11 protein-coding genes are annotated in these 18,373 nt (G+C 50.4%); 7 read left to right on the top strand and 4 right to left on the bottom strand.

Translation table 11 applies throughout. The features are described 5' to 3' along the window. Window positions 1-85 precede the first annotated feature (85 nt). The 6 genes from B5F78_RS06045 to B5F78_RS06020 all read left to right on the top strand — a co-directional run bounded on the left by B5F78_RS06045 (window position 86) and on the right by B5F78_RS06020 (window position 14,925). Window positions 86-4,057: a hybrid sensor histidine kinase/response regulator transcription factor gene (locus B5F78_RS06045; protein WP_239473393.1), complete on the top strand. Its 3,972-nt coding sequence runs from the start codon at window positions 86-88 to the stop codon at window positions 4,055-4,057. 154 nt (window positions 4,058-4,211) lie between these two features. After that, on the top strand, window positions 4,212-7,094 hold the full coding sequence (locus B5F78_RS06040; protein ID WP_087406285.1) for a glycoside hydrolase family 31 protein: 2,883 nt from the start codon (window positions 4,212-4,214) through the stop codon (window positions 7,092-7,094). Between the two features lie 19 nt (window positions 7,095-7,113). Further along, the gene (locus B5F78_RS06035; protein WP_087406284.1) at window positions 7,114-9,621 is read left to right on the top strand and encodes a glycoside hydrolase family 2 TIM barrel-domain containing protein; all 2,508 of its coding nucleotides are present in this window, start codon (window positions 7,114-7,116) and stop codon (window positions 9,619-9,621) included. Window positions 9,622-9,665: 44 nt separating this feature from the next. Beyond that, complete coding sequence (locus B5F78_RS06030) at window positions 9,666-11,102, top strand: DUF1593 domain-containing protein (protein ID WP_087208884.1); 1,437 nt, start codon at window positions 9,666-9,668, stop codon at window positions 11,100-11,102. 6 nt (window positions 11,103-11,108) lie between these two features. Beyond that, complete coding sequence (locus B5F78_RS06025) at window positions 11,109-11,948, top strand: IS110 family transposase (protein WP_241148257.1); 840 nt, start codon at window positions 11,109-11,111, stop codon at window positions 11,946-11,948. A gap of 463 nt (window positions 11,949-12,411) precedes the next feature. Further along, entirely contained in the window at window positions 12,412-14,925 is a 2,514-nt protein-coding gene (locus tag B5F78_RS06020) for a glycoside hydrolase family 2 protein (RefSeq protein ID WP_087406283.1), read from the top strand. A gap of 149 nt (window positions 14,926-15,074) precedes the next feature. Here B5F78_RS06020 and B5F78_RS17950 read toward each other — a convergent pair whose 3' ends face one another. The 3 genes from B5F78_RS17950 to B5F78_RS06005 are packed head-to-tail and all read right to left on the bottom strand — an operon-like array spanning window position 15,075 to window position 17,024. Beyond that, a complete protein-coding gene (locus B5F78_RS17950) occupies window positions 15,075-15,980 on the bottom strand; it encodes a TIM-barrel domain-containing protein (RefSeq protein ID WP_087406282.1) in 906 nt (301 codons plus the stop codon). Next, window positions 15,977-16,702, bottom strand: a complete 726-nt coding sequence (locus tag B5F78_RS17945) for a TIM-barrel domain-containing protein (RefSeq protein WP_087406281.1) — start codon at window positions 16,700-16,702, stop codon at window positions 15,977-15,979. Before B5F78_RS17945 ends, B5F78_RS17950 begins: the two co-directional genes overlap by 4 nt. 7 nt (window positions 16,703-16,709) lie before the next feature. Further along, complete coding sequence (locus B5F78_RS06005) at window positions 16,710-17,024, bottom strand: hypothetical protein (protein ID WP_140400057.1); 315 nt, start codon at window positions 17,022-17,024, stop codon at window positions 16,710-16,712. Between B5F78_RS06005 and B5F78_RS06000 the strand changes: the two genes are divergently transcribed. Beyond that, window positions 17,018-17,704, top strand: a complete 687-nt coding sequence (locus B5F78_RS06000; protein ID WP_140400055.1) for a hypothetical protein — start codon at window positions 17,018-17,020, stop codon at window positions 17,702-17,704. The genes B5F78_RS06005 and B5F78_RS06000 overlap by 7 nt on opposite strands. A gap of 16 nt (window positions 17,705-17,720) precedes the next feature. Here the strand turns inward: B5F78_RS06000 and B5F78_RS05995 are convergent. Next, window positions 17,721-18,373 (bottom strand): DUF3592 domain-containing protein (locus tag B5F78_RS05995; protein WP_087406279.1); only part of this gene is annotated, 653 nt, incomplete at its 5' end.

Here is an 18,373-nt window from a genome sequence, read left to right as displayed (position 1 = left end):
GGGTAAGCGTGAAAAATGAGGGACGTTCATTTGCGGAAAAGCGGATTTTTTCTTTTCTTTGTCCTTAAATCAAGATAAACACACGATGAACAGAACAGTAGCCTTATTTGCTCTCCTGATAGCATTTCTTTCATTATCTGCCCAACCTTTCATGTTCAGACATCTGGAGGTGGCCGACGGATTGTCGAACAATTCGGTCTATTCCATATTCAAGGACAGGGACGGCTTCATGTGGTTCGGCACGAATTCCGGACTGAACCGTTTCGACGGATATACTTTCAAGATTTACCGGCATCTGTCCGGTGATTCCTGTTCGCTTCCCAACAATTACGTCTGGGGGATAATGGAGGAGCCGGACAACTATTTCTGGCTGAAGACAGGCACCGGATATGCCCGGTTCGACAAGGCGAAAGACACGTTTGAACCCGACTTGAAAGGCTTTATGGGGAAGTTGGGGAGCAAAGGAATGCCTGAATGCGTTTATGTGGATTCCTCAGGGTATACGTGGATATCTGTGGCGGGGGAGGGTTTTTACCGTTACAGGGAAGGGGAGGAGACGAAATTTCTTTCCTTGTATGTCTGTGGACTCCCCGATGCGGGAGTGACGGCTATCGGCGAGTGTGCCGGATGTGTCCTGCTGCTGTATAATTCGGGAAAGTTTGTTTGCGTCAACCGGTCTGAAATGACGCAGAAGTGGGTGAAGGATGACATAATGGACGGTAGAAGTTTAGGTGCTTTCTCCTTGTTCGTAGATAAGGAGGGTTGTGTCTGGATTTACAGCTCTTCGGGTTTGTGGGTGTATGATACGGTGGCGGACAGATGGCGGACAGACTTGGCTGCACATTGGAAAGGACAGAACGACATCGTTCATGCCGTGTCGCAGGACGAGGAAGGCCGGATATGGGTAGGCAAGGACTATGGAGGTATCGACGTGTTCGACAAGCGTACCGGTGGAATCGTCCGGGTGGTCAATGATGCGGGCGCTCCCCGAAGCCTGTCGCACAATACGGTTTATTGTCTGTATGTCGACCGCAACGGGCTGATGTGGGTGGGAACTTACAAGAAAGGTGTCTCCTGCTACGGGAAAAGTATGTTCAAGTTCAACATGCACGAGTTGGGGGACATCACCTGCATTGAGCAGGCCGATGAGGAACGTCTGTGGTTAGGGACGAACGATGAGGGGCTTCTTCTGTGGAACATCCGGACGGGCGAGACGGAGAAGCGGTATGACTTTTCCGTTCCTGTCGTGGCTTTGCTGAAATCTGGGGACGGACGTTTGTGGATAGGTACTTTCAACGGCGGGCTTTATTGTCTGGACAAAAGGTCGGGACTGACCGGCTATACTTCCGGAAAGGACGGTTTGCTGGGGAACAGCGTCTGGACGCTGGCCGAAACGGACGGACGGCTCTGGATAGGCTATCTGGACAGAGGGCTCCAATATTGGAATCTGAAGGACAACACGCTGGAGACATACGAGGGGATAAGTGGGTTTGTGGCTTCTTTGAGTGTGTCGGATGACAATACTTTGGCGGTCGGTATGCCCATGGAGGTTGCGCTCGTCGACCCCAGCACGTTGGAGAAGCATACGATTCCCGATGGAAACACGTCGGGCAGGCAGGATGTCAATCAGGTGTATTGCGACAGCCGCGGACTGGTATGGATTGCCATGCGCGAAGGTTTGAAAATGTATGACAAGAAACGTCATTCGGTGAAGGATTTCACGGACATCACCGGCAATCCGGGAGAAATCATGGCGGGAGTGACGGAAGACCATAACCATGACATGTGGATTTCATCGACGAGGCGGATGATTCATCTGAAAGTGTCAAAGGACAGCAAGGGGGAATATACGTTCGAATCGCATATATACAATGACAAGGACGGTCTTCAGAACTGCGATTTCAATCTGAGGGCGATAAAGACTTTGGATAACGGCATGGTCGTGGCCGGTGGCCTTTATGGGCTGAATGTGTTCGATCCGGACGGAATACACTATAACAAGGTGTTGCCGAAAGTGATGTTCTCCGCACTGTATCTGTTCAATAAGGAAATAGAGGCGGGCAAGGAATACGGAGGTCATGTGGTGCTTCCTGAAGACCTGAACGTCCTCCGGAAATTCGAGTTGGATTACGGACAGAATATCTTTACGATAGAACTTGCCTCCGACAATTTCAATTTGCCGGAGAAGACCACTTATATGTACAGGCTGGACGGGTTCAATGACGAGTGGCTTTCCCTGCCGCCCGGCATGAACCGCCTGACATTTACGAATCTGGCATTCGGAAAATATGTGTTGAACGTAAAGGCGATAAACAGTGACGGATATGAGGGCACGGAGGTAGCCCGTCTGGAAATCTTTGTGCATCCTCCTTTCTGGATGTCATGGTGGGCGTACATATGTTATGTCCTGATTTTTGTGCTGGCATTGTTGCTTGCCCGTAGGCATCTGTTGAGGCGGGAGCGGGAGCAGTTCCATATCCGTCAGGTGGAGCAGGAAGCGGCGAAGAACGAGGAAATCAATCAGATGAAGTTCCGTTTCTTTACCAATATAAGTCACGAACTCCGCACTCCGCTGACCTTGATTGTCGCTCCGTTGGAAGAGCTGCTGGCAAAGGAGAAGGACGAATCGCGAAGGTCTATGCTGGTACTGATGTACAGGAACGCGCAGCGTCTGCTGGTGTTGGTCAACCAGCTGCTTGACTTCCGCAAGGGAGAGATGAGCGGACACCAGCTTTCCTTGTCGGAGAACGATGTCGTTCCGTATATACGTGAGGTATGCAATTCGTTCCTTCTGATGGCGGACAAGAAACATATACAGTTCTCTTTCTTTTCCGGCATGGAACATTTTCCGATGGCTTTTGATGCGGACAAGATAGGCAAGGTAGTGATAAACCTGCTTTCTAACGCTTTCAAATATACTCCCGACGGAGGGCGTGTGACCGTTATGCTGGAACATATAGAAAGTGAACCGGAGATGCTGGAAATAAAGGTCTCGGACACGGGCATCGGCATTCCCGATGCGGACAAGGAGCGTATCTTTGACCGTTTCTATCAGACCGACCATAAGGGTATGGAAGAGACCACGGGAAGCGGCATCGGCCTGAGCCTGGTTCGTGATTTTGTCAGCTTGCATGACGGTACGGTGGAGGTATTCGACAATATCGGTACGGGGACGGTGTTTGTCGTGCATCTTCCAGTCCGACATGTGGATGTTGTTGCCGAACTTCCGAAACCGGTCGTTGTCCGGCCGGAAGCGGATGGTGTTCCGGAACAAATGGTGGAACAGACTGACAGGGACAGCTTTCCGCTTTTGCTTGTGGTGGATGACAGCGAGGATTTCCGTCAGTTCATGCAGCACAGTCTGGAACTGCAGTACCGGGTGGAGGTAGCTTCGAACGGTGAAGAGGCATGGAAGAAGATACAGGAAAAACAGCCGGATCTGGTAATCAGTGACGTGATGATGCCGGTAATGGACGGCAATGAATTGTGCCGGCTGATCAAGTCGGACAAGCGGACATCCCATATTCCGGTGATTCTGCTTACGGCGCGTCAGGCGGTAGAGTCGAAAGTGAAGGGACTTGAAACGGGGGCGGATGACTATGTGACTAAGCCTTTCAACATGATTGTATTGGTTTTGCGTATCCGCAAGCTGATTGAATTGAGCCGTTACCGTCAGGTTACCCATGCGACGATAGATCCGACTCCCAGTGACATTGTGATTACCTCGTTGGACGAGAAACTGATAGAAAAGGCAGTCAAGTATGTCGAGGACAATATTTCGAGAAGCGACCTGTCCGTTGAGGAACTGAGCCGCGAGCTCGGGATGAGCCGGGTGCATCTTTACAAAAAGCTGCTGCAGATTACCGGAAAGACACCGATTGAGTTCATCCGTGTGATTCGTCTGAAACGTGCCGCCCAATTGCTGCGTGAAAGTCAGCTTCATGTATCGGAGGTGGCGTATGAAGTAGGCTTCAACAGTCCGAGATATTTCAGCCGTTATTTCAAGGACGAGTTCGGTGTACAGCCTTCTGTCTATCAGGAAAAGGAGGGGAAATAACAAACGGTACCCTATGTAGAAACATATGGGATGGGCGTGGGTTAAATAGGAACCTTGTATAAAACATTTGAATTCATAAATCTGATTGATAACCTCTATTTTTGTAAAAGAGAAAAGAAGTCTTATCGTTTAACTTTAAACATCAGTTGGGTATATGAATATGAAAGGCATTTCTTATTGTCTGCTGGCCGGCTTGCTGCTTGGTTCATGCTCCGGCGTTTACGAACAGACAGATAATGGAGTGATAGTGAAGGTGCGGACAAAGAAAGATGATGCAGGTGCACGTCTGGTCCGTCTGCAGGTGATGGGCGACAAGCTCATCCATGTATCGGCCACACCTGAAAACAGGTTTGCCGATTCGCAAAGTCTGATTGTCGTTCCGCAGAAGGAACGAACTCCTTTTACGGTCATCCAGAAGGGAGATACGGTGACGGTTTCCACGGATGAAGTCCGTGCTTCCGTTCTTGCATCGACAGGGGAAGTCTGGTTCACCGATGAAAATGAGAATATGATTCTTCGGGAAAACGAGGGAGGAGGCAAGACCTTCACGCCGATAGAAGTGGAAGGAACAAAAGGTTACACAATCCGTCAGGTGTTCGAGTCGCCGGATGACGAGGCGTTCTACGGATTAGGCCAGCACCAGGCCGATGAATTCAATTATAAGGGAAAGAACGAAGAGCTGTTCCAGTATAATACGAAGGTTTCCGTTCCGTTCATTGTCTCAAACAAAAACTATGGCGTGCTGCTTGACAGTTATTCGTTTTGTCGTTTCGGGAATCCGAACGATTATTCTCAGTTGGGGGATGTGTTCAAGCTGTATGACAAGGACGGAAAAGAGGGAGCGATAACAGGTACTTATGTCCCCGCTCCGGAATCGGGTGCCGGGACATTGGTCCGCCGGGAGGACTCGCTTTATTTTGAGCATCTGGTCAGAGGCGACCTGAATCATGTGGTGAATTTGCCGGAAGACTTTCCTCTGTATGGCTCAAAGGTCACTTATGAAGGGGAGATTGAACCTTCGCAGAGCGGGGAATTCAAGTTCATCCTCTATTATGCAGGCTATACCAAAGTGTATATCGACAACAAACTGGTGGTTCCGGAGCGCTGGCGCACGGCATGGAATCCGAACAGCTATAAGTTCTCCGTGAATCTGGAGGCCGGAAAGCGTGTGCCGTTGAAGGTGGAATGGAATCCGGACGGAGCGGTTTCTTATTCCGGGCTGCGTGTGTTCAGTCCGGTTGACCCGAAAGAGCAGGGCAAACAGTCGTGGTGGAGTGAAATGACTCCTCAGCTGGACTATTATTTTGTCGCCGGTGACGATATGGATGATGTAATCAGCGGTTACCGTACCTTGACAGGCAAGTCTCCCATCATGCCTAAATGGGCGATGGGCTATTGGCAGAGCCGGGAGCGTTACAAGTCGCAGGATGAAATGTTGGGTGCGTTGAAAGGTTTCCGTGACCGGAAAATTCCGATAGACAATATTGTGCTCGACTGGAGCCACTGGCCGGAAAACGCATGGGGAAGCCATGAGTTCGACAAGGCACATTTCCCGAATCCGAAAGCGATGGTCGATTCCATTCATGCAATGCACGGGCACATAATGGTGTCCGTATGGCCGAAGTTCTATACCACGACCGAGCATTACAAGGAATTTGACAGGAACGGCTGGATTTATCCGCAGTCCGTGAAGGACAGCCTGAAGGATTGGATTGGCAAAGGGTACACATACGGCTTCTATGACGCATACAGTGCCGAGGCACGCAAGCTGTTCTGGAAACAGATGTACGAACATTATTATCCGTTGGACATCGATGCGTGGTGGATGGATGCCAGTGAACCGAATGTGCGTGACTGCACGGATATGCAGTACCGTAAGGACTTGTGCGGACCTACGGCATTAGGTTCCTCTACGGAGTTCTTCAATGCCTACGCGCTGATGAATGCGGACGCAATCTATAACGGGCAACGGGGTGTGGACAACAACAGGCGTGTCTTTTTGCTGACCCGTTCAGGATTTGCCGGTTTGCAACGGTATTCTACGGCTACCTGGAGTGGTGACATCGCTACCCGTTGGGAAGACATGAAGGCACAGATTTCCGCCGGGCTGAATTTCGCAATGAGCGGCATTCCTTATTGGACGATGGACATCGGTGGCTTCTGTGTGGAAAACCGTTATGTGGAGGGCCAGAAACAATGGAACGAAACGAGGACGGAAAATGCCGACTATAAAGAATGGCGCGAACTGAATACGCGCTGGTTCCAGTTCGGAGCGTTCTGTCCGCTGTATCGTGCACACGGTCAATATCCGTATCGTGAGCCGTGGGAGATTGCCCCCGAAGGTCATCCCGCCTACAATTCCATTGTTTATTATACAAAGTTACGCTACAATATGATGCCGTATATTTATTCGTTGGCGGGCATGACGTGGTTCAAGGACTATACCATCATGCGTCCGCTGGTGATGGATTTTACAGCTGACGCGAATGTAAACAACATTGGTGACCAGTTCATGTTCGGTCCTGCTTTCATGGTTTCTCCTGTTTACCGTTATGGAGACCGCAGCCGTGAGATGTACTTCCCGAAGTCGGAAGGCTGGTATGACTTCTATACAGGGAAATATCAGAAAGGCGGAGTGAAAGCCGAGGTGGAGGCACCTTATGAGCGCGTTCCGCTATATGTGCGTGCAGGTTCTATCGTGCCGTTCGGCGAAGACATTCAATATACGGGCGAGAAGCCGGCCGACCATATCAGGCTGTATATATATCAGGGAGCGGACGGCGAGTTTACACTCTATGAAGATGAGGGCGTGAACTATAACTACGAAAAGGGAATGTATGGGATGATTCCGATGGAATATGACGATGAAACCCGTACTTTGACAATCGGCGAACGCAAAGGTTCGTTCCCTGGCATGTTGGAGGAGCGCACGTTTACGGTGGTTGTAGTTAATGAGGACAAGCCGCAGGCTTTTGATATTAATGCAAAAGGCATTGAAGTAAAGTATACGGGAAGCGCACAGACTGTGAAATTGTAATATTATAGGATTTGTTTATATGGTTAATAGATTAGTGTTGTTTGTGTCGGGAATCTGCTGCATGTTTTTTATGGCATGTGGCACATCTCCCGATGTTCCTCGTGAACGAATTGATTTTACCGAAGGCTGGCGTTTCCGATTGGGAGACACTCCAGAAGCTGCCGATGCAGACTTTGTGGACGAGGAGTGGAGGATGTTGAATCTCCCCCATGATTGGGCCATAGAGGGTGATTTCAGTAAAGATAATCCGTCCGGAACGGGGGGCGGTGCACTTCCCGGAGGTATCGGATGGTACAGAAAGACTTTTGTCCCTGAAAAGTCCGATGTGGACAAGAAAATCCGGATTGTATTTGATGGTGTCCATATGAATTCGGATGTGTATCTCAATGGGGTCCTGTTGGGGCATCGTCCTTACGGCTATATCACTTTCGGCTACGACCTCACCCCACATCTGAAATGGGGAGAGAAGAACGTACTGGCCGTGCGTGTGGACAATTCGGAACAGCCCAATTCCAGATGGTATTCCGGTTGTGGCATCTATCGGAATGTATGGCTCGTGAAGACGGCTTCCGTGCATGTCGGCGAATGGGGAACTTATGTGACCACTCCTGTGGTTAATGAGTCGGAAGCAGTGGTGAACGTACAGACAATCGTCTTTAATGAAACGGATGCAAGTACGCAGATTACCGTCTGTTCGTCATTGTTCGATGCGGAAAACAAGTGTGTGGCCAAAGCCGATACATTATGCACGGTCGGCGGAGGAACGGACACAATAACCGTACAACAGCTGAAAGTGGCAAGTCCGCAGCTTTGGGGAATAGAGGAACCTTATCTTTATACACTGGTGACGGAACTGTTTGACGGAGACCGCTGCGTAGACCGTTACGAGACTCCGGTGGGCATCCGTACTTTCAGCTTTGATGTGGAGAAAGGCTTTTCCCTCAATGGAAAGCCGATGAAAATAAACGGAGTGTGCATGCATCATGACTTGGGTTGCCTGGGCGCAGCGGTGAATATTCGTGCCATCGAACGCCAGCTGGAGATTCTGAAAGAGATGGGATGCAATGGCATACGCTGCTCCCACAATCCTCCGGCTCCGGAGTTGCTCGACTTGTGCGACCGTATGGGATTCATTGTGATGGATGAGGCATTTGATATGTGGCGCAAAAAAAAGACAACTCACGACTATTCCCGTTATTTCAACGAATGGCATGAGCGGGACTTGCGCGATTTCATTCTGCGTGACCGCAACCATCCTTCTATTTTCATGTGGAGCATCGGAAATGAGGTGTTGGAGCAGTGGAGTCATGCTGATGCGGACACTCTGAGTCTGGAGGAGGCGAACCTGATACTGAACTTCGGGCATTCGAAGGATATGTTGGCAAAGGACGGGGAGATGAGTGTGAATTCGTTGCTGACAAAGAAATTGGCTGATATAGTGAAACAGCTCGACCCGACACGCCCTGTTACGGCAGGATGCAATGAACCGAATCCGTTCAACCATCTGTTCCGGTCGGAGGCGCTTGACATTATAGGTTACAACTATCATAATGTGAATGTCCCGGACGTACCTGCAAATTTTCCTGGGAAGCCTTTCATCATTACGGAGAGTAATTCGGCGTTGGCTACCCGGGGGTATTACCGGATGCCGAGCGACAAGGTGTATATTTGGCCGGAAAGATGGGACAAGCCGTTTACTGATTCCAGCTATTCGTGCTCTTCTTATGACAATTGTCATGCGCCTTGGGGGAATACGCACGAGGAAACTATCAAGCTGATACGTGACAATGACTTTATCAGCGGACAATATTTGTGGACAGGGTTCGACTATATAGGCGAGCCTACTCCGTTCGGATGGCCTGCACGCAGTTCCTATTTCGGTGTTGTCGATTTGGCGGGCTTCCCGAAGGACGCTTATTATCTTTATCAGTCGGAATGGTCGGACAAGCAGGTGCTTCATCTGTTCCCGCACTGGAACTGGAAGGAAGGCCAGGACGTGGATATGTGGTGTTATTATAACAATGCGGACGAAGTGGAGTTGTTCGTTAACGGGAAGTCGCAAGGTGTGAGGTCAAAGACTCCGGACTGTTTGCATACTGTGTGGAGAGTCAGGTTTGAGCCGGGAAGTGTGAAGGTTGTAGCCCGAAAAGCCGGGAAGATTGTAGGCGAGAAGGAACTTCGTACAGCAGGCGAACCGGCCCGGATTCGTCTGACTCCCGACCGTTCTCAATTGGCGGCAGACGGAAAAGACTTGAGTTTCATAACAGTAGAGATTCTGGATAAGGACGGAAACTTATGTCCGAATGCCGATAATTTGGTAAACTTCAACGTGAAAGGAGATGCTTTCATTGCCGGGGTGGATAACGGAAATCCGATTTCAATGGAGCGTTTCAAGGACACTAAGCGTCGGGCGTTTTATGGAAAATGTCTGGTTGTGGTTCAGAATAAAGGAAAGAAGGGCATGGTGCATTTAATGGCGATGTCTGACGGGTTGCAGCCGGCTGATGTGGAGATTGTGATTGACTGATTCAACGATTATAAAGATTCATAAAAATAAAAAAAGAAATAGTCATGAATTTAAGAGCAAGGAAATTCTGGACCTTTTTCGGATTGCTGGTCCTGGGTCTTTCTGTATCGGCGGAGACAGGCAAACGGAATGAAGAGTCCTTGTTGAAACCTCGTATTGTCGTCTTGACAGATATTGCTCCGGCTGATGTTGAGCCTGATGACATGGAATCCATGGTCCGCTTGTTGGCTCATGCAGATATGTTTGAGATAGAAGGACTGGTCGCTACAGGCGGATGGAATATCTGTGGCGGTACCTATCCCGAAAGTTGGATGGACAGTTTGATGACGGTCATCGACGCTTATGAAAAAGATTTACCCAATCTGATGAAACGGTCGGAGCAGGAAGACTTTTTACCGGAAAGTCAGGAGAATGGTAAGCAGGAATTGGGCTATTGGCCCAGTGCCGGTTATTTGCGCAGTCGTACGATGTTGGGAAGCAGGGGTCTGGGAATAGAACGGATTGGTGAAGGCAATGATTCTCCGGGAAGTGACTTGATAATCAAGTTAGTTGATGAAGAGGATAGTCGTCCTTTATGGATTACTGTATGGGGTGGTGCCAACACATTGGCACAGGCTGTGTGGCGGGTTAGAAAGGAACGGAGCGAATCGGAGGTGCATAAGTTTCTGGATAAACTGTGTGTATATACGATTACAGATCAGGACGTATGTGGGGGGCCTCCTGTAGATTATGCGTTCAGTTCCCATCAATGGCTGCGTAAGACTTGCGGAAAGGAGTTGCGTTTCTTCTGGGATGAAAGTGCCTGGCTTGTGCAGAACACGCTTGGAAGTATGAATTGGAATGAATATGCCACCCATATACAGGGACATGGCCATTTAGGAAAGGTCTATCCGAAAAACAAATATGGAGTAGAAGGGGATACGCCTTCTTATCTGCATGTCTTTCCCAATGGGTTGAATAATCCTGCTGTGGGCAATCAGGTGGGTTGGGGCGGCTATTTCCGTTGGGCGCTTTCGCCTGACAGCCTGACGGAGTGTTACACCAATGCAGCTCCGGATGTTAAAGCTGTATCCGAGAAATACGAGAAATATTTTTATCCGGCCATCTTTGCTGATTTTGCGGCCCGGATGGATTGGGCGGCTTACGGAGAAGGAAATCATAATCCGTCTGTCTGCATAAATGGCGAAAGAGGTTTGGAGTCGGTCATGGTTTCTCCGAAAGTGGGTCGGAAAATACGGTTGGATGCATCTGAATCTTTTGATGCGGATAATGATTCATTGGCATATCATTGGTGGATATTGCCGGAGGCCGGTACCTATACAGGCCGTATGGATATTATGCAGGCCGACAGGTCTGTTGCAATCTTGGGTATACCACGGGATGCGGCAGGTAAGGAAATACATGTGATTTGTGAAGTGACGGACAATGGTTCTCCTGCACTGACTGGGTATAGGAGGGTGATTATACGTCCGGTTAATTAGACAGATTTGGGCATAACCAACATAGTAGTCAATCCTGCCGATGTACCGACTATGAGTAAGGAAAAACTTCGTAAGACAGATGCCGTTGACTGCAACAAGCTGGCTCGTGAATTACGTTCCGGTTCATTGGTTGGAATATACGTTCCCGGAGTGGAAACTCTGGAACTTCGTTCTTTGATAAGGATGAGAAACCTGATAGTAAAAGACAGCATCCGTGCGAAGAACCGCATCAAGTCTCTTCTTCGTTTTCATGGCGTAGAGATACCGGAAGAGTTTACCCGCTGCTCCATTGGCTGTTGGTCCAAACGCTTCCTTTCCTGGTTACAGGCTCTTGAACTGTCCACTGAGTATGGCAAGAAGACTTTGGAACTGCACCTGGAACAGTTCGTGCGTCTTCGTAAGATGCTTCTACAGGAGACACGTGCCATCCGTGAGATTTCACGTAAAGCTCCTTTTGAGAAGCCGATACGCCTTCTGACTTCTGTTCCCGGAATAGGCGTTACTACAGCTGCCACCCTGATGGTTGAGCTTGATGATATAGTGCGTTTTAAGAATGCTGACCATCTGGCTTCTTTCATCGGTCTGGTACCAATGTGTCATTCGAGCGGTGAAAGTAACGGCACAGGAGATATAACTGTACGCCGGCATTTCATGCTTCGGTGTCTTTTGATAGAAGCCGCATGGATTGCAATCCGCAAGGATCCTGCAATGACCGTAGCCTATACGGAATACCGTAAACGTATGAATCCTCAGAAATCAATTGTAAAGATAGCCAGACGGCTTGTAAACAGAATATACTATGTACTCAAACATGAAAAGGAATATATACCGTGTGTTGTCAAATGATACAGAATCCTATAAGGTAAAACAGCTTTCTTTTGAGGGAAATACTATCATATTTATGCGGCTTTGAAGTCCGCTCAAAAAAGTTTGTAACCCTCATTAATGGTTTGACTGATAAAGGAACTTGCAGCCCCTTATGCGGTGTCTGCTGTGGAAAGTTTGTTTTACCATAGGATTATGATTAGGTTTTCTTAGCCATATCAGACGATATCAGTAATACAAAAAGAGAGGCGTCTTACCGCCTCCCCAAGTAGCATTACTGCGTACCGTCAGGATGTTTATTGCTGGCAGGTTGCTCCTCAGCAGAGCCTACTTCCTCTTAACATCCTGATACAAAGATATAAAACTAAAGTTAATTAATAATGAATTATCCAACTTTGTTTGGATTTTAAATGGAAAGGATATATGAAACATCATTTTTTTATAATAAGCTGCCTGATGCTGCTTTGTATTTGCAGCGCGGGATATGCCTAAAGTCATCAATCTGAACCGGGAATGGAAGTATATGCGCGGAGACTGCCGGGGAGCGGAGCAGACGGGATATGACGACAGCGGTTGGGAGCGTATCGGACTGCCCCATTCCTTCAGCATTCCGTACTTCATGTCGAGAGATTTCTACACAGGATACGGATGGTATCGCAAGCATGTCGCCTTTACGGAAAAGAATCTCTCGGGAAAAATCTTTATGGAGTTCGACGGCGTGTTTCAGGAGGCGGAGATATTTGTAAACGGAAAGTTCGTCGACCGCCATCGCGGGGGATATACCGGATTTTCAGTCGACATAACGGAGGCGGCGCAGGTGGGAGACAATCTGATTGCGGTGCGGGTAAACAATTTATGGCAGCCGACTCTTGCGCCGCGCGGCGGAGAACATGTATTCAGTGGGGGAATATACCGGAATGTCCGGTTGGTATTGAAGTCGTCCACCTACATCGACTGGTACGGAACGTTTGTCACGACATCCGGACTGGACACGAGCAACGGCGGATATGGGATTGTGAACGTTTCAACCGAGGTCAGGCATTCGGGAAACGATACTGACAACTTCCGTCTGGTATCCAATGTGCTGTCTCCCGACGGCCGGATTATCGCATCGGCCGAGAAAGAGATAGAGATGAAGTGCAATACGGCTCAAACCGTAAGGCAGACGACGGAAAAGATTGAGAATCCCTGCCTGTGGCATCCGTCACATCCGGTATTGTATAAGCTGGAGAGTCTGCTTTTCAAAGGCGACAAACTGATAGACCGGGATGAAACTTCGTTCGGCTTCCGCTGGTTTGAGTGGACAAAAGACCACGGCTTCTTTCTGAACGGGGAACATCTGTATTTTAAAGGAGTAAACGTACATCAAGACCAGGCCGGATGGGGCGATGCCGTAACGGACGCCGCCGCGCGCCGCGATGTGGCTCTGGTTAAGGAAGCGGGATTCGACATGATTCGCGGTTCGCATTATCCGCATTCCCCGGCATTCGCGAAGGCGTGCGATGAAGAAGGCGTGCTTTTCTGGTCGGAAGCTCCCTTTTGGGCCACGGCCGGAGAAAAGAAAGACGGGTATTGGACGGCAAGCGCCTATCCCGTCCGGCAGGAAGACTGCGATGCTTTTGAAGAAAATGTCCTGCAACAATTGGAGGAGATGATACGCATCCACCGAAACCATCCTTCCATCATTGCATGGAGCATGTGTAACGAACCTTTTTTCACCACACCGGAAACGATGGACGGAGTAAGGAAACTGCTGAAGCGGATGGTAGACTATACGCATCTGCTTGATCCGACTCGACCGGCCGGCATAGGCGGAGCACAGCGTCCGTTAGGAGAAGAACGGATTGATCTGATAGGCGACATCGTGGGATATAACGGCGACGGAGCCACTATCCTCGATTTCCAGCAGCCTCCCATACCGAGCATGGTGACGGAATACGGGAGCACAAACGCCGACCGCCCGGGCGAATACATCCCGGGATGGGGAGACCTGGAGAAGAATGACGCATGGAAAGGCGTGGAGTGGCGGAGCGGACAGGCCATCTGGTGCGGGTTCGACCACGGAAGCCTCTTTGGGGAAGGAATGGCCAAACTGGGCATAATCGACTATTTCCGCATCCCGAAGCGCTCCTGGTACTGGTACCGCAACGTTTATGCCGGTGTCAACCCTCCGGTATGGAGCGTATCGGGTACCCCGGCCAAGCTGAGACTGGAAGCATCGCGATATACCGATATCAAGGCCGACGGTACAGACGATGTTCATCTGACCGTGACAGTCCTCGACGAGGAAGGCAGGGAACTGAGCAATTCACCGGATGTAAAACTTACTCTGATATCGGGTCCGGGAGAGTTTCCTACCGGCGGCAGCATCCTGTTCGAGGCGGGAAGCGACATCCGCATCATGGACGGAAAGGCGGCGATAGCCTTCCGCTCCTATTATGCAGGCGAGTCCGTCATCGAAGCCACCTCACCGGGACTGGAGCCTGCCCGCATCAAGCTGACTTTTACCGGAGCACCGGCCTACAAAGAAGGGGTCACTCCGAAGGTGGCAGACCGTCCGTATGTTCCTTTCTCCTTGCAGAAAAAGGGGAAGATACAGAGCTTCGGGCTGAACAATCCCGCATTCGCGAGCAGTGCTGCTGACGGACACTCCACAGGATATGCTGCCGACGGCAAGTTTGATACGTGGTGGGAACCCGAAAGTTCTGACCAAAATGTCTATTGGACGCTTGATACGGAACGTTCCCTGATGCTGAGTGAAGTCAGCATACGGTTCGCTTCTACAGACCGATACCAATATAAGGTGGAAGTGTCAGAAGACAACAAGAATTGGATGCTGGTCTCAGACAAGACAGGCAACAAGAATCCGGTCGGATCGGACAAGATAAAACCCGAAAAGACGGTGAAGATGCACTATCTTCGCCTCAGCTTCCCCCAGACCGGGAAATATGTAACGCCGAAGCTTGCCGAGGTGGAAATTCTGGGACAATTGGATTAAGCAGGTTTGGACAGCATCCGCCTGCGCGATGATGCGGTCAGAACAGATTTTTGACCGTAACAAGAATTTTCTCATGTCCGACGGACGGAACGGAAACAGAAAAGAGTCTTGCTCTGGGATGCCCTCAAGAGCAAGACTCTTTCCTGTTTTCAGTCAATCTGCAAGCTGATGTCCTTGCCTTCCGCAACAATCAGCAGTTCTTTCCGTTCCGCATCATACTGCCAGTCGGCCGCATCCTTTACCGAGGACACGGCAGGCATATTCCGCAATATAAAGGCATAGCGGGATGAACGGTCTGATTTCAGTCGGAGCTCACCCTTAGCTTCATCAAAAGAGACCGTGCAATCGTAATATTCCGTACCGTCGCCCTGCGGCAGATGAAGCGTGCGGGCGGAAAGGCCGTTCGGACAAATCAGGAAAGAGCGGCAGCCTTCCAGCTTTTCACAGCCGATGCCTGTTGCCCCCGACCGGATATCCATCGGGATGATTGCCCCCTTCCGGATGAACAGCGGGAACTCGTCCAACGGATACCGGCGCGAAATCCGGGTGTCTGGGGCAAAAGAGTCGCCCGTCCAGAAGTCAATCCAGGTTCCTTCAGACGGAAGGTGGAAGACCACCGGACCGGAACCGGCCGAAGTAATGGCTTTCGTAAAGATATAATCGCCCACCTGGTGGCTTTCCTCACTAAAAGAAACATTCTTCAGGAGCGAACCTCCGTGCAGATGCGCGTCGACAACCGTAGAGAACAGATAAGGCACCAGTTCATCGTGCAATACCACGCAAAAGCGGTAGATATCCTCCACATCCTGTCCGTGAAACCAGGGCAGATGGTTGGTAAACGCTCCGTTTTCCCCGCCGTTGATCATGGCGGCCGTCATGCAGCCGAACTGGGCATAGCGGACAAATTCCTCCTTGCCGGCACGCCGCATGAAGAAGCCCGCCACTTCGCAGGCCGGCGAGGCATATCCGCGCAGAGCCGACCGGTAGATATTGTCGATTTGCAGCTTCAGGCCGCTCCAGTCTCCCGAGAAATCGCCGCACCATCCCAGATTCATCTTGTCCGGACTGGCGGAATAGCCTCCCTGATGGGAATAAGGACGCGCAATGATGATTCCTTCCGGATTCCGGCCGTGGTATAGTCGTACATGGCATCGTAATAATACGGGCGAAACTCGGCATTGCTCATCGTTCCCTTGCTGGTCTGGAGATAGTCTCCGAACCAAAACTCGCCCTGATCGACCTTCCATCCCTTCCATCCGTATACTCCGTCAACAAATACTTTGTCCAACTGCGTATGCCACCATTCCACGGCCTTCGGGTTGGTAAAGTCGATGTGAATGCCGTATCCCTTCCACCATTCGTGCGGTTCGCTGCCGTTTATCCCCAGTTTGTTGCTGCGCACATAGTCGTAAGCCTCGCACTGCTGCAGCGGAGTGTCCTTTCCTTTCTGGTTCACCACGCCGGTCAGCCACAGGATGACCTTTACATCCTTCCGCTTGAAGTAGGAAAGCATCCCTTCAGGGTCGGGATACCGCGCTTTGTCCCAGTTGAAGTCATTGTAGGCAGTCGACCAGGGGCTGTCGATGATGGTAGCTTCCACCGGAATGCCCCTTGACAAATATCCGTCGACCAGTTTCTTTGCTCCCGTTTCCGTGTTCAGGATGTCTTCCCATACGATGTGCCTGAACGCCCATGCGGGCGTTATGGGAGGAGTCTGGGCATGAACCGCAGTCAGCATGCCCAAGCCAAACAGACTTGCTATGACAATCCTTTTCATGGCAAGACTATTTCAGGATTCTTATATCAGGCCCCACATACGTTTGCTTCAGTCCGCCCCAGTCTGCGATAATGCGCTGTATCATCACGTCGTGGTCTCCGCAACTTAAAGTCAGCGTGTGCTTCTCGCGGCTGCGGTCGATCGGGAAAGTAAACGTTGCCTTGACTCCGTTTTGAAGCACATGGTCTTTCCATTCCTTCGAGTATTCCACCGGCACATTGTTCGTTACCTGCACAGGCTGCCCGTCAACCGACACGCCGAAGCGTGTACCTCTTCCCTTATAAATCGGGAAAACAGGCAGAGAATATACATGCAGTGTCACCGAATCGGCATCTATTGCTGTTGAAAGGGTTTGCGCCACGCACGGGTCTTTGCATCCTTTCCCCGGTATTGAAAGACACGATGCAGATAGAAGGCGGAGGATATTGGCCGCTGCTCACCTTGAGAGGTGCCTGCGCGACAGCTGCCGCTGAAATCCGCCTGAAAGCGTCGGGCATGAATCCGGATACCTTGAGGGTGAACAAGACGATGTTCTTTTACAAAGCCATAGAGGCGGTGTCCGATGAAGACACCCTCGCCACGGATGCGATGGCACGGATAGCCGGCGGCATAGGGTGTTTCGGAGAGTTGTATGCCTCCGTCGGGATACATGGCTTCAAGCTTGCATCGGCACGCAACACGCCCCTCAACCAGGCCACGCCCCTTGACATGGCTTCGTTGCTGGGCAGGCTGATGCGTTACAAAGACCACCTGTTCCGGGAGCACCCTGACATCTATGAAACGCAGGACTATCTGGAGCAGAGTTTGGAGAACAAAGGTTGGCCTACTACCGATTACACCTTAGCCTGCGCAGAGGTAGGAGGACGGCGTGTGCTGAACGTCATTGCTTCGGTGGGCGGCCACCTGCTGGTTGTCTTTATGGAAGGAACGGATGTATCCGAAGAAACGCTGATGAAGAAGGCGGGCGAGCTGATACAGGTTGCCAAGGATAATTTGCCTTAAACACGTCTTCCCGTTCTCATCCCACCACACTGTCAACATCCACATAATAATTGGAAGGATTATTGCGGTCAACATAGACACGCACCTTCCTTTGGGGATCTATCTCGTAACTCTCATACCAGAAAGAACCGCTGTGAAACAGGTATATACGCCCGTCGGATGCCACATAACGGCAACTCACGATGATGGGATGCCGTCCGTTCATGCTTTGGTTGTCATCTTCACGGATGCCTGTTATCTCCGCCTCCACTGTATCGCCGGTAGCAAGCAGGCGGGCTATTTTCTGCCGGTGTTTCCGCCTTACCAGAATAAAAGCCAGTCCCATACCGGCAAACACGAACGCCATGGCCATCAATAGGCCGATTATCCAATTGTTATCATCCAGATAACGCACCTCTTGGGGATTGCCATTGCGATAATAGACAGTAATCTGCTTGCCCGGATGCATGGACGATGAAGACAGATTGAGCGTGGAAGTATAGGTCTTTCCGCCGACTGTGTATTCCACCACCGGTGTGCCCAGCGATTCGTGATTTGCCCCACGCATGGCCAGGATAACTGCCTGCACAGGTGTAGCTTCTGCTTTGAATGTGTGACCGCTGGTATAGATGAAGATACAGACGGTAAACAGGATGATGCCCACCAGCACAAATATTCCGCCGAAGATGC

Origin of the sequence: Bacteroides sp. An279 (genome assembly GCF_002159615.1) — a bacterium.
Lineage (GTDB): Bacteria > Bacteroidota > Bacteroidia > Bacteroidales > Bacteroidaceae > Phocaeicola > Phocaeicola intestinalis.
Note: the sequence above shows the minus strand (reverse complement) of the source record. Positions and strands in the feature narration are given on the sequence as shown.